Origin of the sequence: Stenotrophomonas lactitubi, from assembly GCF_002803515.1 — a bacterium.
Lineage (GTDB): Bacteria > Pseudomonadota > Gammaproteobacteria > Xanthomonadales > Xanthomonadaceae > Stenotrophomonas > Stenotrophomonas lactitubi.
In genome coordinates this window covers 2,099,085-2,116,489 of the sequence record NZ_PHQX01000001.1, presented here as the reverse complement: position 1 = coordinate 2,116,489, position 17,405 = coordinate 2,099,085, and the positions used below count along the sequence as shown (strand labels likewise).

Annotated in this window: 16 protein-coding genes; 11 read left to right on the top strand and 5 right to left on the bottom strand. The window is 68.1% G+C overall.

The genetic code is table 11. The features are described 5' to 3' along the window. Positions 1–47: 47 nt before the first annotated feature. Positions 48–1,118: a ferredoxin reductase gene (locus CR156_RS09935; RefSeq protein WP_409349549.1), complete on the top strand. Its 1,071-nt coding sequence runs from the start codon at positions 48–50 to the stop codon at positions 1,116–1,118. Positions 1,119–1,131: 13 nt separating this feature from the next. Then, on the top strand, positions 1,132–2,280 hold the full coding sequence (locus tag CR156_RS09930) for a fatty acid desaturase family protein (protein ID WP_100552731.1): 1,149 nt from the start codon (positions 1,132–1,134) through the stop codon (positions 2,278–2,280). Positions 2,281–2,284: 4 nt separating this feature from the next. On the opposite strand, the gene CR156_RS09925 is transcribed toward CR156_RS09930, so the two are convergent. The 5 genes from CR156_RS09925 to CR156_RS09905 form a co-directional block, all read right to left on the bottom strand. Continuing rightward, positions 2,285–2,623, bottom strand: a complete 339-nt coding sequence (locus CR156_RS09925) for a tetratricopeptide repeat protein (RefSeq protein WP_100552730.1) — start codon at positions 2,621–2,623, stop codon at positions 2,285–2,287. Beyond that, entirely contained in the window at positions 2,623–3,198 is a 576-nt protein-coding gene (locus CR156_RS09920) for a flavin reductase family protein (RefSeq protein WP_100552729.1), read from the bottom strand. Before CR156_RS09920 ends, CR156_RS09925 begins: the two co-directional genes overlap by 1 nt. Then, the gene (locus CR156_RS09915) at positions 3,195–3,824 is read right to left on the bottom strand and encodes a superoxide dismutase (protein ID WP_100552728.1); all 630 of its coding nucleotides are present in this window, start codon (positions 3,822–3,824) and stop codon (positions 3,195–3,197) included. The genes CR156_RS09920 and CR156_RS09915 overlap by 4 nt, the downstream gene beginning before the upstream one ends. Positions 3,825–4,106: 282 nt before the next feature. Continuing rightward, positions 4,107–5,630 (bottom strand): thioredoxin family protein, encoded by a 1,524-nt coding sequence (locus CR156_RS09910; RefSeq protein ID WP_100552727.1) that lies wholly within the window; start codon positions 5,628–5,630, stop codon positions 4,107–4,109. Between the two features lie 100 nt (positions 5,631–5,730). Beyond that, entirely contained in the window at positions 5,731–6,210 is a 480-nt protein-coding gene (locus CR156_RS09905) for a GNAT family N-acetyltransferase (RefSeq protein WP_100552726.1), read from the bottom strand. Between the two features lie 54 nt (positions 6,211–6,264). On the opposite strand from CR156_RS09905, the gene CR156_RS09900 reads away from it, so the two are divergent. The 9 genes from CR156_RS09900 (at position 6,265) to CR156_RS09860 (ending at position 17,364) form a co-directional block, all read left to right on the top strand. After that, the gene (locus CR156_RS09900; RefSeq protein WP_100552725.1) at positions 6,265–7,200 is read left to right on the top strand and encodes a TIGR03571 family LLM class oxidoreductase; all 936 of its coding nucleotides are present in this window, start codon (positions 6,265–6,267) and stop codon (positions 7,198–7,200) included. Positions 7,201–7,321: 121 nt separating this feature from the next. Then, on the top strand, positions 7,322–7,651 hold the full coding sequence (locus CR156_RS09895) for a DUF3817 domain-containing protein (protein WP_230109969.1): 330 nt from the start codon (positions 7,322–7,324) through the stop codon (positions 7,649–7,651). 152 nt (positions 7,652–7,803) lie between these two features. Then, the gene (locus CR156_RS09890) at positions 7,804–9,000 is read left to right on the top strand and encodes an MFS transporter (protein WP_100552724.1); all 1,197 of its coding nucleotides are present in this window, start codon (positions 7,804–7,806) and stop codon (positions 8,998–9,000) included. Beyond that, positions 8,997–10,190 (top strand): isochorismate synthase, encoded by a 1,194-nt coding sequence (locus CR156_RS09885; RefSeq protein WP_100552723.1) that lies wholly within the window; start codon positions 8,997–8,999, stop codon positions 10,188–10,190. The genes CR156_RS09890 and CR156_RS09885 overlap by 4 nt, the downstream gene beginning before the upstream one ends. Continuing rightward, positions 10,187–11,839, top strand: coding sequence for a (2,3-dihydroxybenzoyl)adenylate synthase (locus CR156_RS09880; RefSeq protein ID WP_100552722.1), 1,653 nt, complete (start codon positions 10,187–10,189; stop codon positions 11,837–11,839). The genes CR156_RS09885 and CR156_RS09880 overlap by 4 nt, the downstream gene beginning before the upstream one ends. Beyond that, the gene (locus CR156_RS09875; RefSeq protein WP_100552721.1) at positions 11,839–12,471 is read left to right on the top strand and encodes an isochorismatase family protein; all 633 of its coding nucleotides are present in this window, start codon (positions 11,839–11,841) and stop codon (positions 12,469–12,471) included. The genes CR156_RS09880 and CR156_RS09875 overlap by 1 nt, the downstream gene beginning before the upstream one ends. Continuing rightward, positions 12,471–12,728 carry a phosphopantetheine-binding protein gene (locus CR156_RS09870; RefSeq protein WP_089235878.1) on the top strand — a complete coding sequence of 86 codons (258 nt, stop codon included), beginning with the start codon at positions 12,471–12,473 and terminating at the stop codon, positions 12,726–12,728. Before CR156_RS09875 ends, CR156_RS09870 begins: the two co-directional genes overlap by 1 nt. Then, positions 12,725–16,609 (top strand): non-ribosomal peptide synthetase, encoded by a 3,885-nt coding sequence (locus CR156_RS09865; protein ID WP_100552720.1) that lies wholly within the window; start codon positions 12,725–12,727, stop codon positions 16,607–16,609. The genes CR156_RS09870 and CR156_RS09865 overlap by 4 nt, the downstream gene beginning before the upstream one ends. Further along, entirely contained in the window at positions 16,600–17,364 is a 765-nt protein-coding gene (locus CR156_RS09860; protein WP_100552719.1) for a 2,3-dihydro-2,3-dihydroxybenzoate dehydrogenase, read from the top strand. The genes CR156_RS09865 and CR156_RS09860 overlap by 10 nt, the downstream gene beginning before the upstream one ends. Positions 17,365–17,405: the final 41 nt, after the last annotated feature.

Here is a 17,405-nt window from a genome sequence, read left to right as displayed (position 1 = left end):
ATATACACATGTATACACAGCTGTGTGTGCGGCCGTATAGTGCGCCCATGAGCGCTGTCGTCCGACCTTCCCTGCTTTCCCCGTACCGCTGGCTGTCGCCGTCGCTGTTCGACTTCTGGGCGGGCCAGCTGAATCCGTTGTGGACCCTGCGTGAGCCGATGGCCCGCCTGGTACGGCGCGAGCCGGCCGGAGAGGGCGCCGCGACCCTGGTCCTGCGCTGCAACCGGCACTGGGCCGGGATGCGCGCCGGCCAGCACGTCACCCTCGGCGTTGAGCTTGAGGGGCGTGTATTGCGCCGCAGCTACAGCCCGACCCGCCTGGGCCGCCGCGAGCTGGCCATTACCGTCAAGGCGGTGGAAGGCGGCAAGGTCAGCCAGCATCTGGTCGCACATGCCACGCCGGGCGACCTGTTCCGGCTGGACGCGGCCTTCGGTGATTTCCACATGCCTGCCGCCGCGCCGGTATTGCTGCTGGCGGCCGGTAGCGGCATCACGCCCATGCGCAGCCTGCTGCGCGACGCCTGCCAGCGCCCGCTGGCTGCGCCGGTCGACCTGTTCTACTGGGAGCGCAGCGCAGCGGCGTTCCAGTTCCGCGATGAACTGCTGGCCTTGGCTGCGGCGCATCCGAACCTGCGCGTGCACCTGCTGACCACCCGCGAAGGCGACGTGCCGGCTGCGCGTATCGACAGCCACACGCTGGCCGTTGCCGGTGACGACACCCCGCTGGCGCAGCGCCATGTACTGGCCTGCGGCCCGGACGGTTTCGTTGCCGCCGCGCGCACGCGGCTGGCCCAGCACGTGGCCGGCTTCCAGGCGGAAGCCTTTACCCCACCGGCAGCACTCAGTGATGCCGACAGCCTGGGCGAGGTCGCATTGACCCTGGCCCGCAGCGGCCGGCGGCTGATCGTGCCGCGCGGCCGCTCGCTGCTGGAAAGCCTGGAGGCGCAGGGCATCGCGCCCAAGCACGGCTGCCGCATGGGCATCTGCAACAGCTGCACCTGTGAACGCGTCAGTGGCACTACCCGCCATCTGCGCACCGGCGACACCCAGTCCGAAACGGCCGTGCCGGTGCGGATCTGCGTGAGCGCGCCGACCACCGACCTGACCCTGGATCTCTGAGGACCCCGCTGCCATGACCCGCGCTACCGACCGTGCCCTGAGCCCTGCCGAGATGCAGACGTTTGGTGAGGAACTCGATGCGATCCGCGACCGTGTGATCGGCAGCCTCGGCGCGTCCGACACCCGCTACATCCGCCGCGTCGCAGCGGCTGTGCGCTGGTCCGGCGTGCTTGGCCGCAGCCTGCTGTTCCTGGGCGCGTTCTCGCCGTTGTTCTGGGCGCCGCTGCTGTGGCCGGCCTGCATCGCCGGCACCCTGCTGCTGGCGCTGGCCAAGATCCTGGAAAACATGGAGCTGGGCCACAACGTCATGCACGGCCAGTACGACTGGACCGGCGACCCCAAGCTCAACGGCAACACCTACGAATGGGACATCGTTGCCACCGCCGACAACTGGCGCAAGACCCACAATTTCCGCCACCACACCTACACCAACGTGCGTGGCATGGACGATGACATCGGCTATGGCCTGCTGCGCATCTTCCCGGAGCAGCGCTGGAAGCCGTTCTACCTGTTGCAGCCGATCATCGCGCCGATCTTCGCACTGCTGTTCCAGTGGGGCGTGGCTGCGCAGGATCTGCGCCTGGGCCGCTGGTTCAAGGGCCGCATCAGCAGCCGCGCGATGTGGCTGCAGACCCGTCCGGTGGCACGCAAGATGATCCGCCAGGTGCTGAAGGACTATGTGTTCTTCCCGCTGCTGGCCGGTCCGTTCTTCCTGCCGGTGTTGCTGGGCAACATGGTGGCCAACGGCCTGCGCAACATCTGGACCTACGTGATCATCTTCTGTGGGCACTTCACTGCCGAATCGGAAACGTTCCCGAAGGAATGCCTGCGCAATGAATCGCGCGGCCACTGGTACCTGCGCCAGCTGCGCGGTTCGTCCAACATCAGCGGCGGTTTCGTGATCAACGTGCTGTCGGGCAACCTCAGCCACCAGATCGAGCACCACTTCTATCCGGATCTGCCGGCCAACCGCTATGCGGCGATCGCCAAGGAAGTGAAGGATATCTGCCGTCGTTACGGCCAGCATTACAACAACGGCTCGCTGCCGCGGCAGTTCACCCAGGTGGTCTGGCGCATCCTGCGCCACGCGTTCCCGAGCAAGCCGCGCCGCCTGCCGATGCCGGACATCATGCCGGCACCGGCATCGGCCAACGCCGGCTGAGTCTTCAGCCGGCCTTCGCCAACAGCGCAGGCGACTGGCGGTCCAGCCTGCGCAGGAACACCTGCATCTCCTTGCGGGCCTGCTGGTCGCCCTTGCTGCCGGCCACGCTGAGCCCGCGCTGCCATGCCTCGCGCGCCGCCTGCGGCTGGCCACCGGCCAGCCATGCTTTGCCCAGCAGCTTCCACGCCGCCGAATAGTCCGGGTCCAGCACCACGCAGCGCCCCAGATGGGTGGCTGCGCGCACCGGATCGCCGGCGTCCAGCCAGCTTTTGCCCAGGCCGAAGCGCAGCAGCGCGCTGTCCTTGCCGGCGGCGAGCATGTTTTCCAGCGTGTTGATGTCCATCAGCGCACCTCCACCAGGGTTTCCACCGGACCCGCCTGGAAGCGCCCGCGATGGAACAGCAGCGGTGCGCCGCCTTCTTCCCGCACGTCGACGATGCGCCCGGCCAGCAGCAGGTGATCGCCGACCGGCCACTGCGCGTGGCGGGTGCAGGTGAGGTGGACGACGGCACCAGCGATACGCGGTGGCGCGTCTTCGCCGTCGTCCAGCAAGGGCACGTCGGTGAATCGATGGCGCACCTGCGGGTCGGCGAAACGGCGCGCCAGGGCTTCCTGTCCGGCGCCGAGCACGCTGATCGCGAACTGGGTGGCGCGCTGGAACGTGGACAGGCTCTGCGCATGCAGGGCCAGGTTCCACAGCACCAGTGGCGGCTGCAGCGAGATCGGCACGAACGAATTGATGGTCAGGCCCTGCGGCTTTCCCTGTGCATCACGCGCGCACACGATCGCCACACCGGTAGGGAAATGGCCGAGCAACCGCCGCAGCGCACGCGGCGGCAGGCTGACCGACGGCACCGGTGCCGGAGCGGGGAAGACCCCTGCCCACGGCCCGGCGTATGCGCCAGAGTCCGCGTTCATGCGGCCCTGGCCTGGCGGTAGCGCCGGCCGACTTCGGCCCAGTTGATGAGGTTGAAGAACGCGCCGATGTAGTCCGGGCGACGGTTCTGGTAATGCAGGTAGTAGGCGTGCTCCCACACATCCAGGGCAAGGATCGGGGTATTGCCGGAGGCACCCGCCGCTGCGCCCATCAGGGGGCTGTCCTGGTTGGCGCTGCTTTCGACCTGCAGGCGGCCATCGCGATCGACGGTCAACCACGCCCAGCCACTGCCGAAGCGGGTCTGCGCGGCCTTGCTGAATGTCTCTTTGAAGGCGTCGTAGCCTCCGAGGTCGCGATCGATGGCCGTGGCAAGTTCGTCATCGGCCGTGCCGCCGTTGGCACTGAGGACGGTCCAGAACAGGCTGTGGTTGGCGTGGCCGCCGCCGTTGTTGCGCACTGCGCCGCGGATCGATTCGGGCAGGGCATCCAGATCGGCGATCAGGGTTTCCACCGGCTGCGCGGGCAGACCCGCCTGTTCCAGCGCGGCATTGAGGTTGTTGATGTAAGCCTGGTGGTGCTTGCCGTGGTGGATTTCCATCGTGCGCGCATCGAAGTGCGGTTCGAGGGCGTCGTAGGCATAGGGGAGGGCGGGAAGCGAATACGACATCGAGACAGTCTCCGTGGGGAAGGCCAGGGGTGTGGCCGTGGGGAGACTGTTATCGCACCTCAACATTGGTTGAGGTCAAGCGGCAACGAAGCTTCAGTAGTGCCAGCCCATGGCTGGCAACTTCATACACTCCGAGCTGCCAGCCATGGGCTGGCACTACTGAACCCGCTTTTGGAACCCTCACCGGCGGGTAGTGCCGGCCGCTGGCCGGCAGCTGGTGATGGTCGGGGGTGCCGGCCAGCGGCCGGCACTACCGGTATCCGTCGAGTTCTGCGTCTGGCGTCAGCTCAACCAATCCTTGCACGCGCTATCAACCTGATCGCCACAGGCGGTCTGCATCCGCTGCTGCAACCGTGCCAGCGTCTCCGCACCCTTGTGCTTCGCACTCCACGCCTGCAGCTGTCCGGCCAGCCGTTCGAAGCGCTGACGCGTGCGCTGGTGGTAGCCGGACGGCTGCTTGTCCAGCTCGGCGATCAACGCCTCGGTGGCCTGCTCGATGCGCGCTGCATCATCGGGCGCCAGCCGCAGCAGGCCTTCCACGTACAGCACGCCCCACTGCACGCGCGTGGCAGGCCCCTGCGCGCCTTCGTAGGCACGCTTCAACCACTCCAGAGCGCCGGCGGTATCACCGCGCTGCTCGGCCAGTTCGGCCAGCTCCGGCATGTAGTAGTAAGGCTGCTCGCTGCGCTTCAGCTCTGCCAGCAGCAAGGCCTCGGCGCCCGCATCGTCGTCGACCTGACGCAGCGCGTAGACCGCACTGCTGATGGTGGCCTGGCGCGCGTGTGCGTCCGTGGCGGCGGCATCGGCGGCGGTCACGCGCTGCTTCACCCGCTCAACCAGGGCTGCCGGCAGCGCGCCTTCGGGCTGCTGCTGGCGGGCCAGCACCAGCTCGGTCAGCGCGCGTGACAAGGCATCGTCAGCACGATCACCGCGCGCGGCATCGGCACGTTCCAGCGCGACCAGCAGCTGCTGACCGAGGGCATTGCTGCTGGCCGGACCGGCGCTGGCCTGCTTGACCAGCCCGGCGCCGGCATAGCCCAGCAGCTCGCGGTTGCGACGTACTTCCGCCGGCTGCGCCAGCACGGCCTGCAACAGCTCACGTACCTGGGTGGGCGCTGTCGTCGGTTTCCCGGCTGTAGCCAAGGCGAGCAGCGCGAAGCGACGCTGCAGCGCAGGTTCGGGTGCGGCCTTGGCAAGTTGCTGCAGCACGTCCTGCGTGCTGCGCTTGCCGGCCAGGCGGTTGGCATCGACCTCCCAGCCGTAGTCGCCCAGCACCTGCCAGTCTTCGGCACCAAGCTTGGCCGGCGTCGCCAGTGCGGTGGCCAGAGTCTCGGCGACGGCGCTGCGGCGGCTGGCGGCGACGGTCAGTGCACGGGTCAGTTCGGCCGCGTCGTTGCCGCCGGCGACGCGGGTGATTTCGTTGCGCTGCGGGTCGAGCACGATCAGGGTCGGATAGCCGCGCACGCCGAAGCGTTCGCCCCACGCCTGCGCGCCTTCCTCGTCGCCGTCCAGGTACACCGGCACGAATTTGCCGGTCAGGGCGATGAAGGCCGGATCCTTGAACAGCCCGGCCTTGAGCTGGTTGCACGGCGGGCACCACACCGCGCCCCAGTACAGCAGCACCGGCTTGCCACTCTCGGCGGCTTCGTTGAAGGCATCATCCACATCGCCCTGGCGCCAGGCGATGGCAGAGGCCGGGGCGGTGGAGGCGGCCTGCGCCGTCGGCACCGGAGCGGAAGCGGGTGAGCAGGCGCTCAGGGCCGAGGCCAGCAGCAACATGGAAAGCGCGACGCGCATCGGCAGCATCTCGAAGGACAGGGGGATGGGGCCATTGTAGGAACGGTCGAGGTGCTGGCTGATGCAGTTTGCTTATGTCGCACGCGCAGCACGGCATGTGGGCTGGAGATCAGTGCGGACCCAGGTCCGCACCCGCCGAAGCGGGCACCGTCAACACCAGCGGCTGGTAGATCAGGCCGTTGAACTGGCCGACGTCACCATCCAGCACGAATCCATAGTGTTCGTAGGCGGGCACCGCGTTGAGCGAGGCGCGCACGGTCATCTGCGGGCCTCGCACCTGCGGCAGCACCGCCTGCAGCAGGGCACGACCAATGCCTTGCCCCTGCAGCTCCGGCGCGACGAACAGCATTGCCAGATGCTGGCCGGCCTTCAGTTCCACCACGCCGACCACCCGGCCTTCCTGTTCGGCCACGAGGATGTGGTTGTCGCCCTGCAGCCGCTCGGCGAACGCAGAGGCAGCGGCCACCGTGCCGAACGTGGCGATGCCCTCGGCGGTGAGCATGGGCGCAACGGCTGCAGTGAACGCCGCCATGCACACCGCGCTGATCGCGGGCAGGTCATCGACGTGGGCGGGGCGGATCCTGGTCATGCGCTGTACTTCCTGTGGCGGGACGACATCAAGGCCCCACGCTAAGCTGGCGGCATGACTGATTTCAATCCTGCCCATGCCCGCTTGTTTCCAACGCAGGGCCTCAGCCTTGGCCTGATGACGCCGGTGGCCGCACACGGCCTGGCCGATCCGCATGAGGCGCGACGCATCGCGCGGCTGGCCGACGATCTGGGTTTCGCCGCGCTGTGGACCCGCGATGTGCCGTTGATGGTGCCGCAGGGGCCGGATGCGACTGCCATCGCGCTGGATGATCCATTCCTGTGGCTGGGCATGCTGGCCGCGGCGACCGAACGCATCGTGATCGGCACTGCGGCCATCGTGCTGCCATTGCGGCACCCGTTGCAGGTGGCGAAGTCGGCGCTGACGTTGGACCGGATCAGTGGTGGGCGCTTCGTGCTGGGCCTGGGCTCGGGTGATCGACCTGAAGAGTTCGCGGCATTCTGCGAGGATCTGGAAAGCAGGGCAGCGACCTTCCGCGAACGCTGGTCGCTGCTGCGTGCAGCGCTGTCGCCCGAACCGTCCGAGCGTGCGCCGGTGTTGCAGGCAACCGGTGGATACGACGTACTTCCCGCGCCGGCCAGGCGCATTCCGATGCTGGTGGTCGGGACTGCACGGCAGAGCCTGCAGTGGATCGCGCGCGAAGCCGAAGGCTGGGCGACCTACCACCGCGAAGAAGCCGCGCAGGAAGGGCGCATCGGTCTTTGGCAGCAGGCCCTGGCCCAACGCGGCGGCACGCCCAAACCGTTCGTGCAGTCGATGCTGCTGGACCTGCAGGCCGACCCGGCTGCGCCGGCAGAGCCGTTGCCGCTGGGTCTGAAGGTGGGCCGCGATGGCCTGCGCGACTACCTGTTGCGGGTGCACGCGCAGGGCGTGGCCCATGTGATGTTCAACCTGGTCGACAACGGCCGGCCGCTGGACGAGGTGCTGCGTGAGATCGGGGAGCAGATCCTGCCGGAAACGCGTCGGTAGGTGTCCACCTTGGTGGACACAGCTCTACCGTTCGCCGGGTATGGCCCGGCACTACCCTCGGTGTTCGGATCGTTCGCATCTGCGTATCTTTCGCATTTGATATCCACTGTTGGAGCCTTGCGTGACCCACCGCAACCCGCTGCATCCGACCGGACGCCTGTTCGCGATCGTCGCCTTCATCGAGGCCATCACCTGGGCCGGTCTGCTGGCCGGCATGTGGCTCAAGTACGGCCCGCAGGCCAACGTCGCGCTGGTGAAGCTGTTCGGGCCGCTGCATGGCGTGGCGTTCATGGTGTACGTGGCGGTGACCCTGTTTGCGGCCCTGCGCCTGCGCTGGCCATGGTGGGCAACGGGGCTGGCCTTGCTGGCCGCGATTCCGCCGCTGGTGACCCTGCCGCTGGAGTGGTGGTTCAAGCGTCGCGGCCTGCTGTCGGTACGCGCAGGGCAGTGATGCACCTGCGGGTGCATGCCCGTTAAGCGAATGGGTATCAAATGCAAATGCGAGCCGTTATCATTTAAGGATGGCGTCGCCGCCTGACAGGGCGACGTCGCGCAGGGTGCGGAAGCGCCCGGCGTTCCCTCCTTGGTTACGGTTGGTGTTCCATGCATGCACGTCCCGTGGTTCCCGGCTTGCCGGCGCTGGTGTTGGCTGCCCTGATCGGCACCATGGCGATGATGTCCTTTGTCGCCGTCATCGGCCCGGTGGTCCGCCTGCTGGGCCTGTCTGAATGGCATGCCGGACTATCGGTCACGGCTGCCGGGGTGTTGTGGATGCTGGCCGCTCGCCCCTGGGGCCAGCTCAGCGATCGCATCGGCCGCAAGCGCGTGCTGGTGCTGGCCATGAGCGCCTACACGCTGGTCTACATCGCGTTGGCGGTGTTCATCGATGTCGCGCTGCAGACGATACCGCCGGTGCTGGTCTCGGTACTGGTACTGGTAGGTGCGCGCGGGCTGGTGGGCCTGTTCTATGCGGCCGTGCCGCCAACCGCCGCTGCGCTGATCGCAGACCAGGCCCCGCCGGGTCAACGCACCAAGTTCCTGGCCCGGCTGGGCAGCGCCAATGCGCTGGGCATGGTGCTGGGCCCGGCTGCTGCCGGATGGCTTGCCTACAAGAACCTGCCGTTGGCGCTGTATGTGGCGGCGCTGTTGCCGCTGCTCGCGCTGGGTCTGCTGGCGTGGCGCCTGCCGGCCACGCCCCCGGTGGCTGCCGCACAGAACCGCAAGCGCATACCACTGTCGCGCCTCGACCCGCGTCTGCGTCTGCCGCAGATGGCCGCCTTCGTGGCGATGGTGTCGGTCACCATCGCGCAGGTCACGGTGGGCTTCTTCGCCATCGATCGCTTCGGCCTGGATGCAGCCGAAGGCGCACGCATGGCCGGCATCGCCCTGACTGCAGTGGGCGTGGGCCTGATTCTTGCGCAGGGGCTGGTGATGAAGCTGGACGTGCATCCCCGGCGCTGGATCATCCTCGGCGCACTGATCGCCGGCATCGGCTTCGCCTCGGTGGCCGCGGTGCAGCAGACCTGGCAGTTGCCAGCAGCGTACGCGCTTGCGGCGTTCGGCATGGGCTTCGTGTTTCCCTCGTTCCAGGCGTTGGCCGCCGATGCGGTGCAGGCGCACGAACAGGGTGCGGCGGCAGGCACGGTCGCGGCGGCACAGGGGCTGGGCATGGTAGCCGGGCCGATGCTCGGCACCCTGTTGTATCGCGGCGGGGCCAGCCTGCCTTATCTGCTGGTCGGCGTGTTGCTGCTGGTGCTGTGCGTGCTGGCCGCAGCGTATCGGATGAAGGAGACGACATGAACGATTCCCTGATGCAGGGCGCATGGCCGGAGGCTGCGTCGATGCTGCCGGAGCCCACCGCTGAAGCACCGCTGTTCCTGCTGCGGCAGGCCGATCAGCAGATGCACGCGCGGGGCTGCCGCGCACCTTTGCCGGCGGGCGCGCTGGCCACGCTGGCCGAGCGCGTGGCGACGTTCTTCGCGCAGCAGCGCGGTGGCCCGGGCCTGCTGGTCGGCGCGGTGCCGTTCGAGCCGCGTGCCGATGATGCGTTGTACCAGCCCGAGCGACTGTTGCCAGCATTGCCTGTGCAGTCACAGGCGGCGCCGGCGTTGGCCGGAGTGCTGGCCGCTGAGCCGTCCGCGCAGGACTATGCAGCGTCAGTGGCCGACGCGGTCAGCGCGATGCGCGCGCCCAACCCGGTGCTGCACAAGGTGGTACTGGCGCGCAGCCTGTTGGCGCGCACGCAGCAGGCGCTGTCGCCGGAAACGCTGCTGGCCCGCCTGGGCACCGATCCTTCGGTGGCAACCTACGCCGTGCCGCTGCCGGTGGACGTCGGCCAGGCACCGGCGTGGCTGGTGGGGGCGACGCCGGAGCTGCTGCTGCGCAAGCGCGGTGCGCAGGTACTGTCGCATCCGCTTGCCGGTTCGGCCCGGCGCAGTGCTGACCCGGCCGCCGACGAGCGCGCCGCGCAGGCGTTGCTGGCATCGGCAAAGGATCACGACGAACACCGCCATGTGGTGGAGGCCATCGTCGATGGCCTGTCGCCGTGGTGCAGCCACATCGAGGCGCAGCCGCGCCCGGTGCTGCACGCTACCGCCAGCATGTGGCATCTGGGAACACGCATCCACGCCACGCTGAAGGACGCTGCCACCTCGGCGGCGACCCTGCTGGCCGAGCTGCATCCCACCCCGGCCGTCTGCGGTACCCCGCGGCTGGAAGCACTGCAGCGCATCCGTGCGCTGGAACCGGTACCGCGCGGCTTCTATGCCGGCGCCGTAGGCTGGCTGGATGCACAGGGTGACGGCGACTGGTATGTGGCGATCCGCTGCGCGCGCCTGCAGGGCACCCAGCTGCGCCTGTATGCCGGCGCCGGCATCGTCGCCGACTCGCAGCCTGACGCCGAGGTCGCCGAGACCGCCGCCAAATTCGCTGCGCTGTTGAACGCACTGGGCGTGCAGGACCCGCTGCCCCTGATCGAGGTATCCGCATGACGCCGTCCACCGTTGACTCCCGCCTGCCGCTGCAGCAGCAATGGCCCGAAGCGCTGGTCGCGCGTTATCGGGCTGCAGGTCATTGGCGTGGCGAAACCTTCCCCGGTTTCCTGCGCGAACGCGCCGAGCGCCATGCCGATGACATCGCGGTGGTGGCTGGCGATGTGCGCTTGAGCTATGCGCAGCTCTGGCATGAGGCCGGGCGCATCGGTGCCGGCCTGCTGGCGCTGGGCCTGCAACCCGGGGAGCGCGTGCTGGTGCAGCTGGGCAACAGCGCCAGTTTCATCAGCACCATCTGCGGGTTGTTCCGCGCCGGGCTGGTGCCGGTGTACGCGCTGCCGGCGCACCGCATCACCGAGCTGGCCCACTTCGCCCGCAAGGCCGAGGCCAGTGCCTACATCAGCACCGATGTACATGAGGGTTTCGACCACCGTGGCCTGGCGCGCGCGCTGCAGGCGGAGGTGCCAGCGGTACGCCACGTGTTGATCGATGGCGACGCAGCCGAATTTGTTGCGCTGGACTCGCTGCAGGGCGACCGCAGCCAGCTGCCGGCCGATCCTGATCCGCAGTCGGTGGCGTTCCTGCAGATTTCCGGTGGCAGCACCGGGCTGTCAAAGCTCATTCCGCGCACGCATGACGATTACATCTACTCGTTCCGCGCCAGCAACGAAATCTGCGGTATCGACCGCGACAGCGTGTACCTGGTCGCGCTGCCAGCGGCACACAACTTCCCGATGAGTTCACCGGGTTTCTTCGGTGCGCTGTACGCCGGCGCCCGCGTGGTGCTCAGCCCGGGCCCGGGCCCGGATGCGGCATTCCCGCTGATCGCGCGCGAGAAGGTGACCTGCTGTGGTCTGGTACCGCCGCTGGCGCTGCTGTGGGCGCAGGCGGCGGCGACCAGCAAGCACGATCTGTCCAGCCTGCAGGTCCTGCAGGTTGGTGGAGCCAAGCTGGTGCCGGAGGCCGCACGGCGGGTCATTGATGGCCTTGGATGCACATTGCAGCAGGTGTTCGGCATGGCCGAAGGCCTGGTCAACTACACCCGGCTGGATGATCCGCAGGAACTGATCGTTGCCTGCCAGGGGCGGCCGATCAGCGCCGATGATGAAGTGCGTGTGGTCGATGACCATGACCAGCCTGTTGCCGAAGGCGAGGTTGGCCATCTGCTCACGCGGGGCCCGTATACCATCCGCGGTTACCACAATGACGCGGCGGCGAACGCGCGCTCGTTCACCGACGATGGCTTCTATCGCACCGGCGACCGCGTGCAGCAGCTGCCCGGGGGCTACCTGGTGGTGCAGGGCCGTGCCGGCGACCACATCAACCGGGCGGGCGAGAAGATCTCCGCCGAGGAGATCGAAGACCATCTGCTGGCCCATGGCAGCGTGTTCGATGCTGCCGTGGTCTCCATTCCCGACGACTATCTGGGCGAGCGCAGCTGTGCCTTCGTGATCCAGCAGGGCGAGGCGATCAAGGCGCCAGCGCTGAAGGCGTGGATGCGCGGACGTGGCCTGGCCGCGTTCAAGGTGCCCGATCAGATTGTCTTCGTGGACAGCTTCGATACCACGGCGGTTGGCAAGATCAGCCGCCGCGAACTGCGCGCGCAGCTGCGTGCGCGTCATCTGCAACAGACAGGAGGAACGCGCTGATGGCGCTGCCCCGTATTGCCCCGTATTCCCTGCCGACCGCCGCGGAACTGCCGCAGGCGCGTGGCGCCTGGCGCCCCCAGCGTGATCGTGTTGCCTTGCTGGTGCACGACATGCAGCGCTATTTCCTTGCCGCCTTCGATGCGGGCAATGCGCCGCTGCGGCCGGCAGTGGACAACATCGCGCGGCTGCTGGGGCATTGCCGTACACACGGCATTCCGGTGTTCTACACCGCCCAGCACGGCGACCAGGACCGCCGTGACCGCGGCCTGCAGGCAGATCTGTGGGGCCCGGGCATGGGCCGTCGTGCCGACCACGAGCCGATCATCGACGCGTTGGCACCTGCGACGGGCGAGCATGTGCTGGTCAAGCACCGCTACAGCGCATTCCAGCGCAGCAATCTGGAGACCCTGATGCGCGTGCGTGGCCGCGACCAGCTGCTGATCACCGGCGTGTACGCGCACATCGGATGCACCGCCACGGCGGTGGAGGCGTTCCAGCGCGACATAGAGACCTTCATCGCTGCCGATGCCGTGGCTGATTTCTCGCGTGCCGACCATGATCAGGCGCTGCACTGGATCGCCCGCACCTGCGGCGTACCGATGACCACCGACCAGCTGCTGGAAGCATTGTGATGAACGCGACGACCGAAACCTTGACCCTGGAGCGCATGCGCGCCGACGTCGCCCGCGTACTGGACTGCCAGGCGGCCGACATCGGTGACGATGACAACCTGATCGATCTGGATCTGGATTCGATGCGCATGCTGGGGCTGGTGCTGGCCTGGGGCAACACCGGGCTGCCACTGGAATTTTCTCAGCTGGCCGAACACACCACGCTTCGCCAGTGGTGGGCAGTGGTGCAGCAGCTGCAGGCCGCGCAGACAGCATGAATGGACTGCCGCTGCCGCTGCCGCTGACCGAGGCGCAGGCCGGGCTGTGGTTCGCCCAGCGGTTGGCACCGGAAAACCCTGCATTCAATACCGCGCATGCGGTGTGGATCGAGGGTTCGCTGGATGTGGCGGCGTTCACTGCCGCCGCCAATCAGGCCGCCGCCGAGGCCGAGGCGCTGGCCTTGCGTTTCGCCGAGGCCGAGGACGGCCAGCCGGTGCAATGGCACGAATCCACGCGGGTGCCATCACTGCAGCTGCGCGATGTTGCTGCTGCGGCCGATCCGCAGCAGACGGCATGCGCCGCGATGCAGGCCGATCGCTCCAGCGTAGTTGATCCGACCCGCGACCGACTGAGCCAGCAGGTGCTGTTCAACCTGGGCGGCCAGCGCTGGGCCTGGTACCTGCGCGTGCATCACCTGGCCACCGATGGCTATGGCATGGCGCTGTTTACTGACCGTGTCTGCGCACTGTATGCGGGCCGCACCGGTAGCGCGTTGCCAGCGCTGGCGGGCGTGCTGGCCGACGATGCCAGCTACCGCCGCGATGCGCGCCGCGACGCCGACAGGCAGTGGTGGCTGCAGGCACTGCAGGGCGCGCCGGCCTCCACCGGCCTGGCCGGAACTGCCGCTGCCAGCGACGATGCCGTGCGTTGGGTGCAGCCGGTGGACCCTGCTTTCCGCGAGCGCCTGCTGCAGGTTTCGGCATCGTGGCTGCAGCCGTGGCCGGATGTGCTCGCTGCATTGGCCGCCGAGTATGTGCGCCGCATGAGCGCGTCCGGGGAAGTCGTGCTCGGCGTGCCCTACATGGCGCGGCTGGGCAGCGTTGCGGCGCGGGTGCCGGCGATGGTGATGAACGTACTGCCGCTGCGGGTGGCGGACGGCGAGGACAGCGTCGAGGAATTCTGCCGGCGCATCGGGCGCCAGCTCAGCCAGGGCCGCAAGCATGGCCGCTACCGTGGCGAGCAGTTGCGTCGTGACCTTGGGCTGGTCGGCGCACAGCACCGCCTGCATGGGCCGTTGATCAACGTACAGCCCTTCTACAAGCCGCTGGCGCTGCCGGGTGTTCAGGCCTCGCTGGAGGTGCTGAGCACCGGGCCGGTGGACGATTTGACACTGGGCTTCCGTGGCGATGGACAGACCCTGCTGGATCTGGAGATTGAAGCGAACCCCGCCCTGTACGATCTGGACGAGGTGAAGGCGCATGCCCGGCGGCTGCTGCATTTCGTGTCGGCGGCGCTGCAGGCCGAAGACATCGCGGCGGTGCCGCTGGCCACGCCGGAAGAATCCAGGCATGTCCTGCATGGATTCAATGCCACCGCCCATCCGCTGCCTGACACCACCCTGGTCGAACTGCTGCAGCAGGGCATGGACCGTGATCCGTCGGCACCGGCGCTGGTGTTCGGTGAGACGACGCTGGACCATGCCACGCTTGAGGCGCGCAGCTTCGCCCTGGCCGCGCAGCTGCGTTCGCTGGGCGTGGGGCCGGGCACCATCGTCGCGGTAGCGCTGCCGCGTTCGCTGGAACTGGTGGTGGCGCTGCTGGCGGTACTGCGTGCAGGCGGCGCATATCTGCCACTGGACCTCGCCCATCCGGCGGAGCGACTGGCGCGCATCCTGGCGTCGGCGCAACCTGTCTGCATCCTGGCAGAGGCCAGCGCACAATCCCGGTTGGCAGACGTACCGGTGCTGCCGCCGGAGCAGTGGACCGATGTGAGCTTCGCCGCACCGTGGCCGGGCCCGATGGGCGACGATCCGGCCTATGTGATCTATACCTCCGGTTCGACCGGCGAGCCCAAGGGCGTGGTGATCGAGCACCGCGCCATCGTCAATCGCCTGCTGTGGATGCGCGAGCACTACGGCATCGGCGCCGACGACCGGATTCTGCAGAAGACCCCGGCAACCTTCGACGTATCGGTCTGGGAATTCTTCCTGCCACTGCTGTGTGGCGCGACGCTGGTGCTGGCGGGGCCGGACGCACACCGCGACCCGACCGAGCTGGCGCGATTGATCCGCGTGCATGGCATCACCACCGCCCATTTCGTACCGTCGATGCTGGACGCGTTCCTGACTGCACCGGCCTCACAGGACCTGCAGCTACGGCGCGTGTTCACCAGTGGCGAGGCGCTGGATGCCGCCCTGCGTGATCGCTTCCACGCGAGAATGCAATCCGAACTGCACAACCTGTACGGGCCGACCGAAGCTGCTGTGGATGTAAGCTGGTGGCCGGCGTCGGCCGATGACTGCTCGCGCCCGGTGCCGATCGGTTTCCCGGTCTGGAACACCCGCCTGTATGTGCTGGACGCACGGATGCAGCCCGTGCCGGTGGGCGTGGCAGGTGACCTCTACCTTGGTGGTGTGCAGTTGGCGCGCGGCTATCTCGGCCGCGACGACCTGACGGCCGAGCGCTTCCTGGCCGATCCGTTCCTGACGGGTGAACGCATCTATCGTACTGGCGACGTGGCGCGCTGGAGGGCCGACGGTGCTGTCGAATACCTGGGGCGCAGCGACCACCAGGTGAAACTGCGCGGCCTGCGCATCGAACTCGGCGAGATCGAAGCGGCGTTGCGCGAGCTGCCTGGCATGGACCGGGTGGAAGTGCTGCTGCGCGATGATCTTCCCGGTGAGGCGCGGCTGGTCGCCTATGTGCCGTCGACCCAGGCGGATACAGCGGAGCTGCGCAGTCATCTGCTGACGCGGGTACCCGACTACATGGTGCCGTCTGCGTTCGTAGGCGTGGATCAGTGGCCGGTGACTGCCAATGGCAAGCTGGACCGGGCTGCGCTGCCGAAGCCGCCGCAGCAGGACGTCGCAGGGCAGGCGCCACGCACGCCGCTGGAGCGGGAACTGGCAGGGCTGTTCGCGCAGGCGCTGGGACGTGAAGCGCCCGTGGCCATCGATGTGGATTTCTTCAGTCTCGGTGGCGACTCGCTTTCGGCCGTGCACCTGCTGCTGGCCATCGAGCAGCGCTGGCGTTGCGAGCTGGGTCTCGGCGCGCTGTTCGCGCAGCCGACCGTTGCCGCGCTGGCGGCACGCATTGCCGAGCCGCCCGCACGTGCCGATCACGCGTTGGGACCGGTGATTGCGCTGTCTGCATCCGACGAGCCAACCGTGGCGCCCTTGTTCGTGCTGCACCCGGCGGGGGGCATTGCATGGAACTATCGCGCGCTTGCCCGTGCGTTGCAGCCAACGCGCGCGGTGTACGGGCTGCAATCACCTGCACTCGATCCCACGCAACCCCTGCCAGGCAGCATCGAGGCCATGGCCAATGACTATGTGCAGCGGGTGATCACGCTGCAGCCGCAGGGGCCGATCCATCTGCTCGGCTGGTCGGTCGGCGGCATCCTTGCGCAGGCGATGGCGGTGCGCCTGCACGACATCGGCCGCGAGGTCGGCGAACTGGTGCTGCTCGATGCCTATCCCAGCGAATGCTGGCGTGCCGAACCGGAGCCCGACCCGATCGCGGCGCTGCGGGCGCTGTTGGCCATCGCCGGGCACGATCCTGACGCGCATCCCGAGCTGGACGACCGCGCGCGCATCCTCGCCTTCCTGCGGCGCGGCGGCAGCGCGCTGGGCAGCCTGCCCGAGGTGGTGCTCGACGGTGTGGTGCGGGCGGTGACCGGAACCAATCGACTGATCCGCGAACACCAGCACCGACCCTTCGTGGGAACGCTGGCGCATGTACGCGCCGGACGCGATCATCAGGCGCGGCCGCAGTTGCAGTCCGCACTGTGGAAGGCCCATGCGCTGCAGGTGGATGCCATCGAGCTGCCGTTCCTGCACGCCGAACTGACCAGCCGCGACGCAGTGGCACAGCTGGCACCGTGGCTATCGTCGCGTCTGCAGCAGTGGGACAGGCAACAGGAGAATGCAACGTGCAGTTGACGGGTTTTGAAGGAAACGTGGCGCTGGTGACCGGCGCAGCCGGTGGTATCGGCGCGGCACTGGTGGGGCAGCTGCTGGACGCAGGATGCCGGGTCGTGGCAACCGATCGCGAGCGACCCCCGCTGGCGACCGACGATGGGCGCGTGCAGGCCTTCGCACTGGACGTCACCGACGGCGCGGCCGTGGACGCGCTGGTCGACCAGGTGGAAGCCACGGTGGGGCCGATCATGCTGGCGGCCAGCGTGGCTGGCGTGTTGCATGTCGGCGAGGTCGTGGATACCAGCGACGCGGATTGGCGCAGGGTGTTCGCGGTCAATGCCGACGGTGTGTTCCATGTCGGTCGCACACTGGCGCGGGTGATGTCGCCGCGCAGGCAAGGCGCCATCGTGACCGTCAGCTCCAACGCGGCGGGCGTGCCACGGCACGGCATGGCCGCCTATGCCGCCTCGAAGGCGGCAGCGACGATGTTCACCCGCTGCCTGGGCCTGGAGCTGGCGCCGCTGGGCATCCGCTGCAACATCGTGGCGCCGGGCTCCACGTTGACCCCGATGCAGATCGGCATGTGGGAAGACGAGCAGGGCGCGGCGCGGGTGATCGCTGGCAATCCGGCTACCTACAAGGCGGGCATTCCGTTGCGGAAGCTGGCCACGCCGGAGGACATCGCACAGGCAGTGATGTTCCTGTTGTCCGAGCAGGCCGGCCACGTAGCGATGAGTGACCTGTACGTGGATGGTGGCGCCACGTTGCGCGGGTAGGAATGCACTCTGTAGAGCCGAGCCCATGCTCGGCTTATTAC